The organism is Geodermatophilus sp. SYSU D01176 (genome assembly GCF_054050015.1).
Genome location: NZ_JBJGYN010000072.1, coordinates 1 through 17,379 on the forward strand (window position 1 = coordinate 1; position 17,379 = coordinate 17,379).

At 76.8% G+C, this 17,379-nt stretch carries 19 protein-coding genes and 1 riboswitch; of the genes, 7 read left to right on the forward strand and 12 right to left on the reverse strand.

Annotated features, from left to right (window positions below; all coding sequences use genetic code 11):
* Positions 1 to 96 precede the first annotated feature (96 nt).
* Positions 97 to 612: a C40 family peptidase gene (locus ACI78Z_RS23255; RefSeq protein ID WP_457038906.1), complete on the reverse strand. Its 516-nt coding sequence runs from the start codon at positions 610 to 612 to the stop codon at positions 97 to 99.
* Positions 613 to 624: 12 nt separating this feature from the next.
* Positions 625 to 758, reverse strand: a riboswitch (cyclic di-AMP (ydaO/yuaA leader).
* 356 nt (positions 759 to 1,114) lie between these two features.
* Between ACI78Z_RS23255 and ACI78Z_RS23260 the strand changes: the two genes are divergently transcribed.
* From ACI78Z_RS23260 to ACI78Z_RS23270, 3 genes are all read left to right on the forward strand, one after another.
* A complete protein-coding gene (locus tag ACI78Z_RS23260; protein ID WP_457038907.1) occupies positions 1,115 to 1,276 on the forward strand; it encodes a hypothetical protein in 162 nt (53 codons plus the stop codon).
* A gap of 69 nt (positions 1,277 to 1,345) precedes the next feature.
* Positions 1,346 to 2,302: a D-2-hydroxyacid dehydrogenase family protein gene (locus tag ACI78Z_RS23265; RefSeq protein WP_457038908.1), complete on the forward strand. Its 957-nt coding sequence runs from the start codon at positions 1,346 to 1,348 to the stop codon at positions 2,300 to 2,302.
* A 50-nt stretch (positions 2,303 to 2,352) separates the two neighbouring features.
* Positions 2,353 to 2,574: a hypothetical protein gene (locus tag ACI78Z_RS23270; protein WP_457038909.1), complete on the forward strand. Its 222-nt coding sequence runs from the start codon at positions 2,353 to 2,355 to the stop codon at positions 2,572 to 2,574.
* 25 nt (positions 2,575 to 2,599) lie between these two features.
* On the opposite strand, the gene ACI78Z_RS23275 is transcribed toward ACI78Z_RS23270, so the two are convergent.
* Positions 2,600 to 2,974: an STAS domain-containing protein gene (locus ACI78Z_RS23275; RefSeq protein WP_457038910.1), complete on the reverse strand. Its 375-nt coding sequence runs from the start codon at positions 2,972 to 2,974 to the stop codon at positions 2,600 to 2,602.
* 273 nt (positions 2,975 to 3,247) lie between these two features.
* On the opposite strand from ACI78Z_RS23275, the gene ACI78Z_RS23280 reads away from it, so the two are divergent.
* On the forward strand, positions 3,248 to 3,604 hold the full coding sequence (locus ACI78Z_RS23280; protein ID WP_457038911.1) for a cupin domain-containing protein: 357 nt from the start codon (positions 3,248 to 3,250) through the stop codon (positions 3,602 to 3,604).
* Positions 3,605 to 3,742: 138 nt separating this feature from the next.
* Here the strand turns inward: ACI78Z_RS23280 and ACI78Z_RS23285 are convergent, their stop codons facing one another.
* The 4 genes from ACI78Z_RS23285 to ACI78Z_RS23300 form a co-directional block, all read right to left on the reverse strand.
* Positions 3,743 to 4,900 (reverse strand): RtcB family protein, encoded by a 1,158-nt coding sequence (locus tag ACI78Z_RS23285; protein ID WP_457038912.1) that lies wholly within the window; start codon positions 4,898 to 4,900, stop codon positions 3,743 to 3,745.
* Between the two features lie 84 nt (positions 4,901 to 4,984).
* Positions 4,985 to 6,397: a serine/threonine protein kinase gene (locus tag ACI78Z_RS23290; RefSeq protein ID WP_457038913.1), complete on the reverse strand. Its 1,413-nt coding sequence runs from the start codon at positions 6,395 to 6,397 to the stop codon at positions 4,985 to 4,987.
* 156 nt (positions 6,398 to 6,553) lie between these two features.
* Entirely contained in the window at positions 6,554 to 8,044 is a 1,491-nt protein-coding gene (locus ACI78Z_RS23295) for a serine/threonine-protein kinase (RefSeq protein ID WP_457038914.1), read from the reverse strand.
* A 1-nt stretch (position 8,045) separates the two neighbouring features.
* Entirely contained in the window at positions 8,046 to 8,477 is a 432-nt protein-coding gene (locus ACI78Z_RS23300) for an ATP-binding protein (protein WP_457038915.1), read from the reverse strand.
* A 74-nt stretch (positions 8,478 to 8,551) separates the two neighbouring features.
* On the opposite strand from ACI78Z_RS23300, the gene ACI78Z_RS23305 reads away from it, so the two are divergent.
* Together ACI78Z_RS23305 and ACI78Z_RS23310 are read left to right on the forward strand one after the other, a co-directional pair.
* The gene (locus ACI78Z_RS23305) at positions 8,552 to 8,902 is read left to right on the forward strand and encodes an STAS domain-containing protein (RefSeq protein ID WP_457038916.1); all 351 of its coding nucleotides are present in this window, start codon (positions 8,552 to 8,554) and stop codon (positions 8,900 to 8,902) included.
* A 12-nt stretch (positions 8,903 to 8,914) separates the two neighbouring features.
* Entirely contained in the window at positions 8,915 to 11,212 is a 2,298-nt protein-coding gene (locus ACI78Z_RS23310) for a SpoIIE family protein phosphatase (protein ID WP_457038917.1), read from the forward strand.
* A 151-nt stretch (positions 11,213 to 11,363) separates the two neighbouring features.
* Here the strand turns inward: ACI78Z_RS23310 and ACI78Z_RS23315 are convergent, their stop codons facing one another.
* The 5 genes from ACI78Z_RS23315 to ACI78Z_RS23335 all read right to left on the reverse strand — a co-directional run bounded on the left by ACI78Z_RS23315 (position 11,364) and on the right by ACI78Z_RS23335 (position 15,762).
* The gene (locus tag ACI78Z_RS23315; protein WP_457038918.1) at positions 11,364 to 11,534 is read right to left on the reverse strand and encodes a hypothetical protein; all 171 of its coding nucleotides are present in this window, start codon (positions 11,532 to 11,534) and stop codon (positions 11,364 to 11,366) included.
* Positions 11,535 to 11,647: 113 nt separating this feature from the next.
* Positions 11,648 to 13,312, reverse strand: coding sequence for a GAP1-N2 domain-containing protein (locus tag ACI78Z_RS23320; RefSeq protein WP_457038919.1), 1,665 nt, complete (start codon positions 13,310 to 13,312; stop codon positions 11,648 to 11,650).
* On the reverse strand, positions 13,309 to 14,478 hold the full coding sequence (locus tag ACI78Z_RS23325; protein ID WP_457038920.1) for a TRAFAC clade GTPase domain-containing protein: 1,170 nt from the start codon (positions 14,476 to 14,478) through the stop codon (positions 13,309 to 13,311). The genes ACI78Z_RS23320 and ACI78Z_RS23325 overlap by 4 nt, the downstream gene beginning before the upstream one ends.
* Before the next feature lie 2 nt (positions 14,479 to 14,480).
* On the reverse strand, positions 14,481 to 14,618 hold the full coding sequence (locus ACI78Z_RS23330) for a hypothetical protein (RefSeq protein WP_457038921.1): 138 nt from the start codon (positions 14,616 to 14,618) through the stop codon (positions 14,481 to 14,483).
* 40 nt (positions 14,619 to 14,658) lie between these two features.
* Positions 14,659 to 15,762: a serine/threonine-protein kinase gene (locus ACI78Z_RS23335; protein WP_457038922.1), complete on the reverse strand. Its 1,104-nt coding sequence runs from the start codon at positions 15,760 to 15,762 to the stop codon at positions 14,659 to 14,661.
* Between the two features lie 242 nt (positions 15,763 to 16,004).
* Here ACI78Z_RS23335 and ACI78Z_RS23340 point away from each other — a divergent pair, with 242 nt between their 5' ends.
* Positions 16,005 to 16,637 (forward strand): helix-turn-helix domain-containing protein, encoded by a 633-nt coding sequence (locus ACI78Z_RS23340; RefSeq protein WP_457038923.1) that lies wholly within the window; start codon positions 16,005 to 16,007, stop codon positions 16,635 to 16,637.
* Between the two features lie 15 nt (positions 16,638 to 16,652).
* On the opposite strand, the gene ACI78Z_RS23345 is transcribed toward ACI78Z_RS23340, so the two are convergent.
* Entirely contained in the window at positions 16,653 to 17,264 is a 612-nt protein-coding gene (locus tag ACI78Z_RS23345) for a hypothetical protein (RefSeq protein ID WP_457038924.1), read from the reverse strand.
* Positions 17,265 to 17,379 lie beyond the last annotated feature (115 nt).

A 17,379-nucleotide genomic window follows, 5' to 3' on the forward strand; every position in this document is an offset into this window, starting at 1 on the left:
CCCCCCCCCCCCCCCCCCCCGCCGCCCCCCCCCCCCCCCCGCCCCCCCCCCCCCCCCCCCCCCCCCCCCCCCCCCCCCCCCCCCCCGCGGGAGGGGTCAGGCCATCCGGCGGGCGCCGGAGAAGCTCGGCATGGAGTCGAGGTCCGCCACCGCCACCGGCTTGCCGGCGCTCGAGGAGTGCACCATCTGGCCGTTGCCGATGTACATGCCGACGTGCGAGACCGGGCTGTAGAAGAACACCAGGTCACCGGGCTGCAGGTCGGCCTTCGACACCGCGGTGCCGAACGTCGACTGGGCCTTCGAGGTGCGCGGGATCGTGATGCCGGCCGCCTTGTAGGCGAACGAGGTCAGACCGGAGCAGTCGAAGGCGTTGGGCCCCGTGGCGCCCCACGTGTACGGGTCGCCCACCTGGGCGAGGGCGGTGTCGACGGCCGTCTGGGCGGCGCCGCTGGACGCGACGGCCGGTGCTGCGGTGACCGAACCCGTCACCGGGGCGTCCCCGGCAGCGGCCGAGGCCGGGAGGGGCGAGAGGGCGATGCCGGCGCCGGCGATGGCGGCGACGGCCACCCCGCGGAACGAGCGACGAGCGAAGGTCGTGCGGGCAGTCGTCATCGACGACGGTTCTCCTGTTCTCCACGACCGCCTACCGGGTTAGCTGACGGGTTCGGACGGGGGAGTCGCCCGGCGCGACGAGGTCGCGCTTCACCCCAGTGCTGCGGTGGGTCCCCGGCCTGCGCACCGGTCAGCGACCGGTGCACGGTTCGGCGGCGTCCGTCGGGTGTCGCAAGGTCAGCGACGCGGGCCCTCCGGACGGCGACCGAGGCTAGGGGGGCCCGTCGGCCCGGCTCACCACGAGGGCGGGGGTGCCCGGTGGCCCGTCCGACACGCCGCGACACGCCGTGCTGACCACGGCGGACACGGGCCCCCACCGGCGCCCCGGCGGGGGGAAACCGCAGCTCATCTGGCCGTTGAGGAATTCACCGAACCCCGGCATGGCCCCACAGAGGGTGGCGGGATCGCGACGCAGGGCCCCACGGAGCCGGGGGGTTGGGCCCCCGCCCTCCCGGGCAGGAGACAGCACAACCCAACCGAGGAGGGACACGCCATGGCCGGCATGTTGAGGAAGGCCCTGATGTCGGGGCTCGCGGCGAAGGTCATCCAGGAGGCCAGCAAGCCGCAGAACCAGGCCAAGATCAAGGAGTTCATCGCCAAGATCGGCGAGCAGAACAAGAAGCAGGGCGGCGGCCGCGGCTACGGTCGCGGTCCCGTGCGCTGAGCACCCGGCACTGACGGCACGGCGACCCCCGCTCGCGACGGGCGGGGGTCGCCGCCATGCTCGGGGACCGTGCTGCGCATCGCCGTCCTCGACGACTTCCAGTCCGTCGCCGCCGAGTTCACCGACTGGTCCCGCCTCCCGGAGGAGGCCGAGGTCGTCAGCTTCGCCGACCACCTCGACGACGAGGACGCCGTCGCCGACCGGCTGGCGGGGTTCGACGTCGTCGTCGCCATGCGGGAGCGCACCCCGTTCCCGCGCAGCCTGCTCGAGCGGCTCCCGCGGCTGCGGCTGCTGGTGACCACCGGCGCGCGCAACGCCGCCATCGACGTCGCCGCGGCCGCCGAGCGGGGCGTCCTCGTCTGCGGCACGGGCGCGCACCCGACCGGTCCCGTCGAGCTGACCTGGGCGCTCATCCTGGCCGTGGCCCGCCACCTGCCGGAGGAGGACGCCGGGCTGCGGGCCGGCGGCTGGCAGCGCACCGTCGGCACCGACCTCGCCGGGGCCACCCTGGGCGTGGTCGGCCTCGGCCGGCTCGGCACCCGGGTGGCGCGGATCGGCCAGGCCTTCGGGATGGACGTCGTCGCCTGGAGCCGGAACCTCACCGACGAGCGGGCGGCGGAGGCCGGCGTCCGCCGGGTGACGAAGGGCGAGCTGTTCGCGGGCGCCGACGTCGTCGCCGTGCACCTGGTGCTCTCCGACCGCACCCGCGGGCTCGTCGGCCGTGACGAGCTCGCCGGCATGAAGCGCAGCGCGATCCTGGTCAACACCTCGCGGGGGCCGATCGTCGACGAGGCCGCGCTCCTCGAGGCCCTGCAGGAAGGCCGCATCGCCGGCGCCGGTCTCGACGTCTACGACCGGGAGCCGCTGCCGGCGGACTCGCCCCTCCGCCGCGCGCCGCGCACCGTGCTGACCCCGCACCTGGGCTACGTGACGCGCGACACCTACGCCGTCTTCTACCGCGACGCCGTCGAGGACGTCGCCGCCTTCCTCCGGGGCGAGCCGGTGCGGGTCATCGCGCCCGCGTGACCGGTGCCGGTCCCGGGTATCCCTCCGGGCCCTGGCACGAGGAGACGGCGATGACCGAGGGCAACATGACGGGTCGGCCCTACGGCGGCACCAACGAGCGGCCCGATGACGACGTCCTGCCCGGCGAGCGTCCCGAGCCCGGCGAGGTCGGGCCGCCGTCCCAGCAGGAGGAACCGCGCGCGGCGCAGGGCGAGATGTCCGGCTATCCGGGCGAACCGGGCAGCGGCGTGCCGGACGTCGACGACCCCCCGGTGGGGGAGGGCCGCAGCTGACCCGGTCCTCGGGTGACCCGGCTCCTCAGGCGGCGCCGAGCGGGGAGCGGGTGGCCGCGCGGTCGAGCAGCTCCTCCATGCCGACCAGCCGCAGCAGGCGGACGGTGAACGGTGAGGCGTCGACCAGCCGCAGCGTGCAGCCGCGGTCGTCGGCCAGCGCGGCTGCCCCGGCGAGCACCCGCAGGCCCTCGGCGTCGCAGAAGGTGATGCCCGCGGCGTCGACGGTCCAGGTGCGGTGGCCGGTCAGGGCGAGCGCGTCGAGGGCGTCGCCGAGCCGGTGGGCGACGGCGCGGTCGAGCTCGCCGGCGGCGGTGACCCGGCCGGTCTGCAGGTCGATGGAGAGGAGCAGCGGGCGGGCGCTGTCCTCTGCTCGGCGCTCGGAGGCTTTCCGTGCGCGCATGGTGGTCCCCTTTGCGGGGCGCCGGGCCGGCAGCGGCTGCTGACGGACGACATCCCACGAACGTGCGCGTCAGGCCGCTCTTCGACCTGCTGACGACGTTAACAGGAGCGGCGGCGCTCGGCTTGTGCACGACGGGATCGTGCGCCATCGGACGGTGTCGACACGCCGGCGCGGCCGCCTGTGTCCGTCCCCGACCTGCCGATGCCGGCGCGCATCGCCCGGCAGGCAGCCGTCCTCGACTGGCACGCCGCCGGCCGGGGTAGCCCGTCCTCCGTGAGCGAGACGACGAACGACCGCGTCAGCAAGGTCGCGGCGGCAGACGTGCACGCCGGACAGATGGGGCAGCGGTACCTGGCCGCGGGCTCGAGGGTCGCGATGCGGCTGTGGGCCGCGGAGGAGCCGACCGAGGGCAAGCCCGAGGCGGCCCGGGACTACGAGACGGTGGGGTACGTGGTCACCGGGCGGGCCCGGCTGCGCGCGGGGGACCAGACGCTGGACCTCGGGCCGGGGGACTCCTGGGTGGTGCCGGCCGGGGTGAGCCACACCTACGAGATCGTCGAGGAGTTCACCGCGGTGGAGGCGACCTCCCCGCCTGCGCAGGAGGCCGGCCGGGACGCCCCGCCCGCCTGAGCAGCTCCGCGCCGGGCGTCGTCCGGGCCCGAGGCGTTGGTCGCCGCGGACACGGTGGTCGTCCCAGGGGTCGCCGACGCACGGGGGCGCCCCCGGCGGGCTCGTGCCCTGCCCACGATCGTGGGCAGAGCACGAGCGTCAGTCACCCTTGACGTTGACCACCTGACGCAGCGTGTGCCGGACCTCCACCAGGTCGGCCGCGTCGGCCATGACGACGTCGATCGGTTTGTAGGCGTCGGGGTGCTCGTCGAGGAACGCGTCCGAGCGGCCCCAGGCGATGCCCGTCATCCGCCGGTCGAGGTCGGCACGGGTGAACATCCGCCGCGCGGCGCCCCGCGAGTGGTTGCGCCCGGCGCCGTGGGGCGCGGAGGTCAGCGACTCGACGTTGCCCTTGCCGACCACGACGTAGGACGCCGCCCCCATCGAGCCCGGGATCAGCCCCCACTGGCCGGCCCGCGCGGAGATCGCGCCCTTGCGCGACAGCCACACCGCGGTGCCGTAGTGGGTCTCCCGGTCGGTGTAGTTGTGGTGGCACTGCACGACCTGCGCCCGGTGCACCTCCTCGGCGAGAAACCGGGACACCTGCTCGGCGAGGCGGTCCATCATCTCCTCGCGGTTGAGGGCGGCGAACCGCTGCGCCCAGTGCAGCGCCTCGACGTAGGCGTCGAACTCCGCCGTCCCCTCCTCGAGGTACGCCAGGTCGCGGTCGGGCAGGTCCATGCCGGCACAGCGGTCCTGCGCCACCCGGATGTGCTTCGACGCCAGCCGGTTGCCGACCCCGCGCGAGCCGGAGTGCAGGAACAGCCACACCCGGTCGGCCTCGTCGAGGCAGACCTCGATGAAGTGGTTGCCCGAGCCGAGCGAGCCCAGCTGCAGCGGCCAGTTGGGCGCGACACCGTCGGCCTGCGCGGCCCCCGGCAGGTCCCGCAGCTCCGCGACCCGCGCCGCCGCCGTCTCGCGCAGCTTCTTGTTGTGCCGACCGGCCGACAGAGGGATCGCCCGCGAGACCTGCTCGTGCAGCGTGGTCAGGTTGCGACCGCGGACGTCGTCGCCGGTGAACTGGGTGCGCACGGCCATCATCCCGCAGCCGATGTCCACGCCCACGGCTGCGGGGATGATCGCGCGGTCGGTCGGGATCACCGAGCCGACGGTGGCGCCGAGCCCCAGGTGCGCGTCGGGCATGAGCGCGACGTGCGGGTGGATGAACGGCATCGAGGCGGTGCGCTCGGCCTGCATGCGGGTGGTCGGCTCGAGGATCGACGCCCAGTTGAGCAGCCGGTCGCTGATCTTCTCCATGGCCTTCTCGTTCCGGTGGGTAGGGGCGCGACAGTGGAGCAGGACTGCCCCGCCGCCCGCACCCGGATTACCCGGCGCGGGAGGTCACTCGTCCTCGTCCTTCTTCTTCTCCTCTTCCTCCTCCTTGTCCTTGTCCTTCTCCTTCTCTTCCTCTTCCTTCCCCTCGTCCCCCGCGGCCGGGGCCGGTGCGGCGGGAGCCGGTGCCGGCGGGGGAGGAGCCAGGGCGTGGGTGACGGTCACCGCCGTGCCGGGGGCGAGCCGGCCCGAGGGGTCCACGGCGATCACCTGGCCGTCGGGGACGTCGGCGGTCTGCACCGGCCTCAGCTGCACGACCAGCCCTGACCCGGTCAGCTCGGCCTGCACGTCGGCGACGGGCCGGCCCACGTACGCGGCCGGGACGACGTCCACGCCCGCCGGAGGAGCCGGAGTCGACGTCGTCCCCGTCGCCGGCGCCGGGGAACCACTGGTCCCCAGCACGACGACCCCCGCGAGGGCGGCCAGCAGGAGCAGCGCGGCCAGCGGCGCCAGCCGCCACCGGGAGGAGCGGGGGCGGTCGCCCGGCCCGTCGTGCGCGCCCCCGGGCTGCACGCGGGTGCCGGCCGCGGCACCGGCCGCGGCGGGGAGGACACGGGTGCGGGAGCCCGCGGACGCCGGCGGGAGGGGCCGGCCGGCGGCGACGTCGTCCAGCGCGGCCAGCACCGCCGCGCCGTCGGGCAGCCGCGCGGCGGGGGCCTTGGCGAGCATCCGCTCGACCAGCCGGCGCAGGCCGGCCGGCACGTCGGGCGGCAGCGGCGGGGGGACCTCGCGGATGTGCCGCACCGCGACCTGGACGGAGTTCTCCCCGTCGAAGGCCCGCCGCCCGGCCAGGCACTCGTAGGCGACCAGGCCCAGGGCGTAGACGTCGCTGGCGGGGGTGGCCCGTTCGCCCTGCGCCTGCTCCGGGGACAGGTACTGGGCCGTGCCGATGACCTGCCCGGTCCGGGTGATCGGCGCAGCGGCCACCGAGGAGGCGATGCCGAAGTCGGTGATGGTCACGGTGCCGTCGGTGCGGACCAGCACGTTGGCCGGTTTCACGTCCCGGTGCACGACGCCGGCGGCGTGCGCCACGGCCAGCCCGGCCGCGATCTGCCGCACCACCCGCACCGTGCGCGCGGCGGCCAGCCGGCCCTCCCGCGCCAGCACGGCCGACAGGGACTCCCCGTCCACCAGCTCCATGACGAGGAACGCCAGCCGCTCGACGCCGCCCGTGCCGGGCGCCTCCCCGTAGTCGTGCAGCGTCGCGATGGCGGGGGCGGTCAGCCCTGCGGTCAGCCGGGCCTCCGCCCGGAACCGGGCCAGGAAGGCCGCATCGCCGGTGTACTCCGAGCGCAGCACCTTGACCGCGACCGGCCGGTCGAGGACGACGTCCCGGGCGCGCCACACCTGGCCCATGCCGCCGGTCGCGATCAGGGACTCCAACCGGTAGCGCTTCCCGAGGACGTGACCGGTCAGGTCCATCGTCGCCTCTCTGCTCGTGGGGCCGCGGTTCCCGCGTCGGTGCGGCGGTGTGCCCCGGGCGCGGCCCGGCAACCCCTGCGCCGGGGGAGAGCACCCGTGCGGGGGTGCGCGGGGACCCCGACCGCCCGGGTGTCGCGGCGGCTCCGACCCCGCTACTCAGTCGTCGTTGCCGTTCCCGTTGCCCCGGCCGCGACCCCGCCCCCGTTCGTCGCTGCCCTCGTCGTCGTCCCCGTTCCCCGCCTCGGCGGGGGGCGGCGCGGCCGGCGGCGGGGGAGGAGGCGGCGGCGGGGCGACGGCGTGGCTGACCGCGACGATCGTCCCCACCGGGAGCTCGCCGTTCGGCTGCAGCGACAGGACCTGCCCGGCGGGGACGTCGGCCCGCTCGACCGGGACCAGCTGGACCGTCAGGTCCAGACCGGTCAGCCAGGCCTGCACCTGGGCCACCTGCTGCCCGACGTGCTCGGCGGGGTCCACCCGGACGAAGGTGACCGTGGGCCGAGGCGCGATGGACGTCGCCGGAGCCGGGGTCGTCGGGGCGGCCGCCGACGTGGTGGGCGCAGGGACGTCGCGGCTGCCGAGCACCAGCCCGGTGACGACCAGCACGGTGGCCACCAGCCCGACCAGCACCGGAACGGCCAGCCGGCGCACCAGGCCGCGGTCGTCGGTCCCTTCCTCGTCGTCCTCGTCGTCCAGCCCGGGGAGGAGGAGGGCGGCCGGGGCCGGGGCCGCCAGCGGCGCGGTCCCCGGCTGCTGCGCGGGGACGGCGGGCAGCACGCGGGTCGCCGTCCGCTCGTCCTCGGGCTCCGCGGCACGGCCCGCGGCGGCCTCGCCGACGGCCGCCACCAGCGCGGCGCCGTCGGGGATCCGCGCGGCCGGGTCGGTGGCGAGGGCGCGCTCGACGAGCTGCCGCACCGGCGCGGGGACGTCGGCCGGCAGCGGCAGGGGCGTCTCCGAGAGCCGCTGCAGCGCGACCTCGACCGGGTTGGGCCCGTCGAAGGGGCGGCGGCCGGCGAGGCACTCGTAGGCGACCGTGCCCCAGGCGTAGACGTCCGCGGCCGGGGTGGCCTTCTGCCCCTGCACCAGCTCGGGCGCGAGGTACTGCGCGGTCCCGACGACGTGGCCGGTGCGGGTGACGGTGGCGTTCGCGGCCGACCAGGCGATGCCGAAGTCGGTGATCTTCACGGTGCCGTCGGGACCGATCAGCAGGTTGGCCGGCTTGACGTCCCGGTGCACGACGCCGGCGGCGTGCGCGGCGGCCAGCCCGGCGGCGACCTGGCCGAGGAGGTCGAGGGTCCGCGCCGGGGTCAGCCGCCCCTCGCGGGCCAGCACCGCCGACAGCGGCTCGCCGTCCACCAGCTCCATGACCAGGTAGACCAGCCGGTCGCCGTCCGGGGCGGACGGCTCGACCTCGCCGTAGTCGTGCAGGACGGCGATGTTCGGGTGGGCCAGCCCCGCGGACAGCCGCGCCTCGGTGCGGAAGCGGGTCAGGAAGACTGGATCGCCGGTGTACTCGGTCTTGAGGACCTTGGCCGCGACCTCACGGCCGAGCACCCGGTCCTGCGCGCGCCAGACCACGCCCATGCCCCCGGTCGCGATCGGCGACCGGAGTTCGTAGCGGTCCTGGAGGACGTCCCCTGCGGTCGGCATGTCACACCGGGTCGACCAGGCGCAGGGGCGGGTGCGGCGACAGGCGCTTCTCCAGCGTGACCCGGTGCCGCCCGTCCGGCTCGTGCCGGAAGTCCAGCCGGTCGACCAGCGCCTGCATCAGCAGCAGCCCGCGGCCGTCGTCCAGCGGCGAGCGCTCGTCGCCGTCGGGCAGCTCGGCGGGGTCGAAGCCCTCGCCGTTGTCCACCACGCTGATCCGGCAGAGCCGGTCGTCGATGGCCACCGCGACCTCGTAGAGGCCGTGCTCCCCGGCGTGCTGGACGACGTTGGCGCAGGCCTCGGTGAGGGCCAGCGCGATCTCGTCGACCACACCCCGCTCGACGCCGAAGTGCTCCAGGGCCTGGCGGCACAGCCCCCGGATGAACGGGACGCTGTCGGTGTCCACCGGGAGGTGGACGGTGAAGGCGATGTCCACGCCGACCGACCCCCTCCCGCCCGAAGGCATCTAGGCTGCTCAGGTTCCGTTGTCTCCGATGGGAGGACCGATCCGTGCAGTTCGACGTCGAACCGACGACGGTCCTCGGGCGACCGGCGCTGACAGTACGCGGAGAGCTGGACATCGCGACCGCCCCGCGCCTCGCGGAGGCCGTGGAATCACAGCTGTCCCAGCGGCCGCAGTCGCTGGTGGTGGACCTGACGGGCACCACCTTCCTCGACAGCTCCGGTGCCCGGCAGCTGGCGCGCACCGCCCGCCGCGCTGCTGAGGACGGCGTGTCGCTCCAGGTGGTCTGCCCCAGCAGCAACCGGCCGGTGCGGCTGGTGGTGGACCTGCTGGAGCTGCGGGCCCTCGTGCCGATCGTGGAGGCGCCCAGCCTGATGGACGGCGAGGTCGGTCCGTAGGGTCGGCCGGCGATGACGCCGACCGCCACGCCACCGCCCGATGACCGCCGCGGGAGCATCGCAGCGAGGAACGAGCGAGGAGCGGACCGCGGCGCGGAGTCGGGCCCGTGGACGGAGCCGGACACCCCCGGCGTCGATGCCGAGGCGCTGCGGCGCTGCGCCGACGAGCCGATCGCCGTCCCCGGCGCGATCCAGCCGCACGGCGCGCTGCTGGCGGTCACCGAACCCGACCTGGCCGTCGTCGTGGCCTCGGCCGGCGCCGGCGAGGTCCTCGGCGCCACCCCGGCGTCCCTCGCCGACGTGCTCGCCCCCGCCGATCTCCAGCGGCTGCGCGCCGGCCTGGCCGGGGACCTCGCCGAGCTGAACCCGCTGCGGGTCCGCGTCGGCGGCGTCGAGGTCGACCTCGTCGTCCACCGTGCGGACGGTCTGCTGGTCACCGAGTGGGAGCCCCTCGCCGGCGCGGAGCAGGCCGGCGCGGCCTGGCACCGGCGGCTGCCGCTGGTGCTGCAGCGGCTGTCGGCCGCCGGCACCCTGGAGGAGCTGACCGCGGCGCTGGCCCGCGAGGTCCGCGGGCTCACCGGCTTCGACCGGGTGATGGTCTACCGCTTCGACCCGGAGTGGAACGGCGAGGTGATCGCCGAGGACCGGCGCGCGGACCTCGAGCCGTTCCTCGGCCTGCGCTACCCGGCCAGCGACATCCCCGCCCAGGCCCGCGCGCTCTACGCCACCAACTGGCTGCGGCTGATCCCCGACGCGGCCTACCGGCGGGTGCCGCTGGAGCCGGCCGTCACCCCCGGGACCGGCCGGCCGCTGGACCTCTCCGGCGCGGTGCTGCGCAGCGTCTCGCCGGTGCACCTGGAGTACCTGGCCAACATGGGCGTGGTCGCCTCGATGTCGGTGTCGCTCATCGACCGCGGCAGGCTGTGGGGCCTCGTCTCCTGCCACTCCTACCGCGGCCCCCACCGGCCCTCCTACGCCGACCGGGTGGCCGCGGAGTTCCTCGGCCGCACCGCCTCCCTGCTGCTGCAGAGCACGGTCGAGGCCGGTGAGCAGGGCCGCGTGGTGGCGGTGGCCCAGCGGCAGGCCGAGCTGGTGGCCGCCCTCGGCCGCAGCCCGCGGACGCCGGCGCAGGCGCTCACCGAGGGCACGCCGACCGTGCTGGACCTGCTGCCCGCTGCCGGCGCCGCGGTCCGGCTCGACGGCCGGCTGCACCTGGTGGGCCACACCCCGCCGGCCGACCGGGTGCCCGCTCTGGTCGCCGCGCTGCTCGCCTCGGGGCGCGCCTCGACCGACGCGCTCGGTTCCCTCGTGCCCGGGGCCGCGGACGTCGCCGACACCGCCAGCGGACTGCTCGCCGTCGAGGTCGGCGCCGGGCGCGGGGACTTCCTCGCCTGGTTCCGGCCGGAGACCCCGCGCGAGGTCACCTGGGGCGGCAACCCGTACACGCCGAAGACGGTGGAGACCGAGGCCGGCCCGCGGCTCTCCCCACGCCGTTCGTTCGCCGCGTGGCGGGAGACGGTCCGCGGGACGGCGACGCCGTGGCGCGAGCACGAGGTCGCCGCCGCCCGGGCGCTGGCCGCGCACCTGACCGAGTCGGCCCTGCAGCGCGCCGAGGAGGACAACCGGCTGGCCGCGGCGCTGCAGCGGACCCTGCTGCTCGAAGCCCTGCCGGAGGTGCCCGGCGTCGCGCTGGCCGCCCGCTACCGGCCCAGCGCGGCGGACGTCGTCGGCGGCGACTGGTACGACCTGGTGCCGCTGCCCAGCGGCCGCCTGGCGATCGTGCTCGGGGACGTCGCCGGGCACGGCCTCGCCGCCGCGTCGGTGACCGCGCAGCTGCGGCACGCCCTGCGCGCCCACCTGCTGCGCGACCGCGGCCCGGCCGCCGCGCTGCAGGGACTCGGCGAGGTGATCGCCGCGCTGCTGCCCGGCGAGCTGGCCACCGCGGTCGTCGCCGAGCTGGACCCGGGGACCGGGGACGTCGCCGTCGCCAGCGCCGGCCACCTGCCGGTGCTGCACGCCACCGCCGACGGGGTGCGGCTGCTGAGCGAGGGCCGCGGCCCGGCGCTCGGCCTGCTGGACGAGGTCGACTACGCCGAGACCCGGTTCCGGCTGGCCGGCCCCGACCGGCTGCTGCTCTACAGCGACGGGCTGGTGGAGCGCCGCGACGTCCCGCTGCCGGACCGGCTCGACGCGCTGTGTGCCGCCGTCACCGCCGGCGGGGAGCCCGACGCGCTGCTGGACGCCGTGCTCGCCGCCCTCGACCCCGCGGACACCGACGACGTCACCCTCGTCGGCCTCGGCCGGACCTGAGCCGCCGGACCTCTCCCCGCCGCCCTCGCCGTACGGGGAGCCGCCCGGACCGACGTCCCCTCTCCGGAACCTCAGGCGCTGCTCCGCATGGGAAGCAGGGGCGGAGGATCCGGGAGGACAGGGGCGGCGGCAGCGGCCGCCCCTGCCCGCGTCACCGCGTGCGGCCGTCGCCGTCCGGGCGGCCCGGGACCGGCGGCTGGCGGCGCACACCGGCGTCGAAGCGCTGGGTCCGGTCGCCGGGGTCGTCCTCGGCGGCGGCCGCGTGCCGCCCGGCGGTCGGGAGGGCGAACTCGGCGGTCTCGTCGAGCAGGTGCTTGGCCACGATGAGGGGTCCTTCCGTGCGTGGTCCCTCCGAGGCTAGGAGCCGGGCCCGCTACACCGGGGACGCGCGGAGGCGGCTGTGCCGGGTGGGACTGCCGGGGAAGCGGGGGTCCTTCACCCGCCGCGACGGCGGCGGCGGGACGAGCTGTCGTCGGCGCCGCGGCTGCGGGCGAAGGACTCGGCGAGGTCCCGCGGCCAGCCGTCGTCGACCAGCAGCAGCTCCAGCCGCCGGCCCAGCACCCGGTCCACCTCGGCGGCCGGCAGCTCCGAGCCGAACACCACCTCGCGCAGCGCCCACCCGTGGCCGGCGCCCGTCCCCGTCGCCACCGCCGCGGCCAGCCGCTCGACGCCGTCGGCGTCCATGCGCAGCGCCGCCCACCGCAGCGCCGGCGGCAGCGCCGACGCCGGGACGGCGTCGCCCAGCCGGGCCAGCCAGCCGGGGTCGGCGACCAGCAGGTGCCCGAGCAGCGCGCCGTGCTCCGCCGTCCACCCGGGAGCCGACCGCCACTGCGCGACCAGCGCGTCGCCGACGACCTCGCGGCGGGTCGCCAGCAGCGCCAGCTCCCACGTCTGGCCGGTGAGCCCGAGCAGCGGCAGGTCGACGCCGAGGGCCAGCGCCTGCTCGACCAGCAGGCCGGCCGCCCGGTCGAGGCTGGCCACCCGGCGTCCGCGGCGCACCTCCTCGGCCAGCGCCGCGCACAGGTCGCCCTGGCCGATCCCGGCCACCTCGACGGCGAGCTCGGCCGGGCCCTCGGCGCCGTCGAACACCTCGTCCAGCAGCGCCGCCAGCACCCGTCCGCGCACCACCTCGGCGACCGCCGGCCACCGGTCCACCGCCGCCCGCAGCGCCGCCTCGACCGCCGGGCTGCCCGCGGCGACGTCCAGGGCGGCGGCCGCGTTGCCCCCGCGGGCCAGCCAGCCCGGTGCGGCCGAGGACTCCAGCACGCTGGCCACCTGGTCGGCCGACAGCCCGGCGGCGTCCTGCTCGGCCCAGGCATCGGCGAACAGCCACGCGTCCAGCCGGCGCAGGTCGGCCAGGTCGTCGGGCGCGAGCTCGGCCTTGCTGGCCGCCTCCAGCAGCGTGCGGGCCCGCTCGGTGTCGTGCGGCCCGGCCGCCGGGGGTGCGGGCGCGTCGCTGAGCTGCACGGTGACCGGCGCGGTGTCCCCGATGTCCTCCCGGGTGCCGGCGTGCAGCGAGACGCCGGCGGTCAGCGCCCGCGGCAGGACGGCGAAGAGCACCTCGGCGACCTCGCGACCGGACGCCGTCCGCACCGGCAGCGCGCAGCGGCCCGTGCCCGCGGCGAGGACGGCCAGCAGCCCGGCCAGCGGCGAGGTGAGCGCGTCCACCTCGTCCGGGGTCAGCGCCGGAGCCGCCCGGCCGGCGATCGCGATCCGCAGCGGCGGCAGGTCGGCGGAGGGGGCGGCGTCCTCGGGCAGGGCGTCGAGGAACCGCCCGGACCGCCGCAGCGCCAGCAGCTCGCGGGGGCCGAGCCGGCCGCTGCCGTCCCACAGCAGGTGCACCAGGTAGTTGCCGGGACGGCCGAAGCCGTCGGCGCGGGCGGCGACCGCGCGGTAGAGCACCCGGCCCGCGCCGCGGGAGAGCACGCCGTAGGCCTCGCCGTCCGCGGGCCGGAAGCCGACCAGCGCACCGAGCGCCTTGCGGGTGCGGCCGACCGCGGCCGGCCAGTCCCCCGAGTGCGCGTAGACGCCGAAGCCCGGCCCCTCCAGCGTGCGGCTGGCCGAGGTGTAGAGCGCCTGCGGGCAGGCCCGGCCGCTCACCGCGACCACTCACGGCGCAGCCCCGCGCCGTACTCCTCGGGGTCGAGCCCCTCCCCGGGCAGGAAGCCGGAGCGGGCCAGCAGCACCAGCAGCGGCTCGAGGACGCCGACCGGGGCGATCCGCGGGTAGCCGCCGTCCCGGGCGTCGGCGCCGGTGGCCGAGACCGCGTGCACGGTCGGCCGGGGCAGCCGGTGCAGCACCGCCGTCAGCAGGTTCGACCCGCCGCTGACCTCGAGGAAGTCGACCAGCCGGGAGCTGTTCGCGCGCACGTCGGCGAACCAGTGCGCCAGCGGCATCGCGCGCAGGTCGGGGTCGCGCAGCGTCCCGGCCGGGAAGTCCGGCACGCCGCGCAGCTTGTCGGCCTTGCTCAGCACGACGGCGGTCGCGACGTCGTCCAGGTGCGCGTCGGGCGGCAGGTTGCGGGCGGCGCGCAGCACGTTGGCCAGGTTGACCACCATCTGGGTGTGCCGGGCCAGGCCCATGGCGTCCTCGCCCGGGTCGGCCAGCGAGCGCAGTCGGGGGAAGACGCCGGGGGAGAGGACGACGAGCAGCGAGTCGGCCGCGTAGAGGAACTTGCCGTACTGGCCCATGTCCTCGCTGCGGTAGAGCTGCTCGCCGGAGGCGTCGAAGAAGACCAGGTTGACCGCGCGCTCGACCCCGTTCCGGCCGGTGCCGCGCAACACCAGCACGAACGGCTCGGGGGAGCTGCCCTGGCCGAGCAGCGGCAGGGTCAGCGGGAGCTGCTGGCGCTGCACCAGCAGCCGGTAGCGGAGGTCGTCGAAGCGGGCGGCGCTGTCCTCCTCCATCTCCACCGAGATGCCGAGCGGGGCCAGCGCGCCCTCGTGCAGCAGGTCGACGAGCACCGTCAGGTAGGTGCTCTTCGACGCGCCGGTCAGCCCGACCAGGCCCACGACGACGGTCGGCCGGTCGAGGAACTCCGGCGGCAGCCGGTGCCCGCGCGGGCAGGTCGGCACCACGTTGGCCGCGGCCGCGCCCGCGGCCTCCCGCACCGTCGGCACCGGCAGCGGGTCGGTACGCAGCGGGTCCAGCAGCCGCTGCCAGCGGGTGCGGCGCTCCACCGGCGGGCGGACGGGCGCGCCGGTGGCGTCGCGCCACACGGGCGCGGTCAGCGGCTCCAGGCAGCGGGGGCAGACGCGGCGGCGCATCGTCAGCGGACGAACAGCGCGAAGAAGACGACGGTGGACACGGCGAGCACCACCAGCAGCAGCCGCTGGCGCTCGCGGAACCGCTGGCGGCGCGCGTCCAGCCGCTGCTGGGCCAGCGCGCGCTCGTACATCCCGGACACGGTGCTCCTCCTCGGGGATCGGGGCTCGGCGGACGACGGCTCAGAGGACGACGTGGTACAGGACCGCGAGCAGCAGCCCGGCGAGGACGCCGAGCAGCACCATCACCCCGGCGGCCGCGGCGAAGCCGGTCCAGGTGTCGGCGACCGCGCGCTCCAGCCGGGCAAGCTCGTAGCGCGCCGCCTCGGCCACCGCCCCCGGGGACCGCAGGTCGCGGATCGTCGTCCGCGGGTCGGGGATCTGCGAGGTCTCGCCGAGCCAGCGGGTGCGCTGCTCCACCTGGCGGGCCAGCTGGGCGATGGTCGGGCGGCGCTCGGGGTTGAAGCGCAGCGCCTTCTCCACGCTGTCGAGCAGGTTGGGCGGCACCCGGGTCAGGTCGAGCCGGCCCGCCCGCAGCGCCAGGTAGTAGTCCGAGTCGGGCATCGTGTCGTCGGGGTCGACCGGGTGCACCGCGCCGGCGGCGAAGGCGATGACCATGCCCCAGCTGTAGACGTCGCTGGCCTCGGTGAGCACCGTCCCGGCCAGCTGCTCGGGGCTGGCGAACAGCTTGGTGCCCAGCGCCGCCATCCCGGAGGTCGCCGTGCCCGACGGCGGCTCGGGGCCGATGTAGCGGCTGATCCCGAAGTCGACGAGCCAGACCTCGTCGCCGGCGATGATGATGTTGCCCGGCTTCACGTCCCGGTGGACGACGCCCGCGGCGTGCACGTCGCGCAGCGCGCGCAGCAGCCCGATCGCGATCCGGCGCAGCTCCTCGGCGTTGAGCCCGCCCGAGCGGTGCGCCATGAACTCGTCCAGCGGCGTCCCGGAGACGTACTGCTGCACGTAGTAGGGCGCCTCCGCCTCGAGGTCCTGGTCGACGATCGCGGCGACCCGGGAGCTCTTCACCCGGGCGGCGTTCTCGACCTCGCGCGCCAGCCGCCTGCGGGCCAGCTCCGGCGCCCCCTCGGGCAGCCGCTTGATGACGACCAGCGCGCCGTCCGGCCCGGCCGAGCCCACGAAGACGTCGGCGCCCTGGCCGCCGCGCGGCAGCCGGCACAGCAGCTCGTAGGGCCCGATGCGGTCCGGGTCGCCGGGTTCGAGCAGGCCGATCTGGCGGGTCCCGGCCAGGTCGGCGACCGCTCCGGCGGAGTTCAGCGCCTCGTCCACGGTCGTGCGGCCTCCCTGTCGGCGGCAGGTGGACCCCGACGGTAGAGGACCCGGCTGTGAGCCGACTGTGCGTCGCGCGCGGCCGTACGGGCCCGGGGCGGCCTGTCCCCGGTCCCCGGGTTCCGGCAGCCCGGGAGGAGGAGCTGCCGGCCGTGGGGGGGCGGCGTCCACACCCGGCCGGCCCGTCCACACCTGCCGGGCGGTGCGGCCCACGCTCTCCCGAGCGACGACATCCTCGGGACGTGCCGTCGTTCGACCTCTCCGGCGCGCTGCGCCGCATCCGGCGACTGGCCGACCTGTCCCAGCGGCAGCTCACCGCTGCCTGCGGGTTGTCCCAGTCGGCCGTGGCGCAGGCCGAGAGCGGGCGGCGCGAGCTGCCCGTCGGCGCCCTGGTCCGAGCCGCCGAGCAGGCCGGCCTGCGGCTCGCGCTGCTCGACGCGGCCGGCCACGAGGTCGCCGGGATGTCCCCGGACGCGGTCCGGGACCTCTACGGCCGCCGTTTCCCGGCGCACCTCGACCCGCACTTCGCCGACGAGCGCGAGGGGCGCTACGAGCACCGCTACGACCGTCGGCGACCCTGGTTCACCGTGGACGTGGACCGGGCCGCCCGTGACGCCCTCCCCGGCCGCCTCGGCACACCCGTCGACCACCACCCCGTGCGACCCGGGGACTCCCCCGAGGAGCGGCGGGCCCGGCGCCAGGAGGCGGCCCGGCGGCGCCGGGAGGAGGCGCGGCGCCTCCGGCTCGCCGGGGCGGAGCCCGGCGCCGCCGATGACTTCACCTGTCGCTGTCCACCGGCCTGCGACGAGCTGGACGACGGCAACGGGCGGCCGCTGCACGCCCCGGCGTGCCCTTGTGGGTGCGACCTGGGCTGATGAGGCCGAGGGGGATCAGCCGGCGGCGCGAACCCCCGACTCCGAGCGCACCAGCCGGCCGGCGTCCACCGCCCGGGCCAGGGCGGCCCCCAGCAGCGGAGCCAGGGACGGCGTCCGGCGGCGGTAGCCGAAGACCTCGGCGGTGCGCGCGAACAGCTCGTCCTCGGCCAACCCGGACGCGGCCCGGCACAGCGCCGCCATGGCGTTGCCGACCTCCTCCGGCGCGATGTGCTCCAGCGGCCGGTCGGCGCTGGCCGCCTGCCGGCGGAAGCCGGTCCACCCGGCGCGGTCCAGCGACTCGGGCCACACGAAGTCGCCGTCGACCGCGCCGTCGGGCAGCAGCCCCAGCAGCGCGTCCCGGCGGCCCTCGCTGACCCGGGTCAGCCCGAAGGCGCCGGCCGCGATCCGCACCAGCCGGTCGCGGTGCACCGGGCCCTCGGCCTTGAGCCCGGCGGTGAGCACCCGCCGGACGGTCCGGGCGGCCCGCGGGTCGTCCAGCGAGTCCAGCGCCTTGCGCTCCAGGCCGCCCCTCGGCGTCCACGGTGCGAACGGGGTCTCGCCGTCCAGCTGGGGAGCGGCGGGCTTGCGCGGCGCGCGCCGGGGCGGCCGCGCGGGGGCCGTGACCACGTCGGCGCTCCCCGCGGGGCTAGCCCCCACCCGCTCGGGGCCGGTCTCGACGCCCGCAGGCCGCGCGGGGGGCTGCGGCACGCTCGTGGGCTCCTCGCACGCCTGCGGCTCAGCG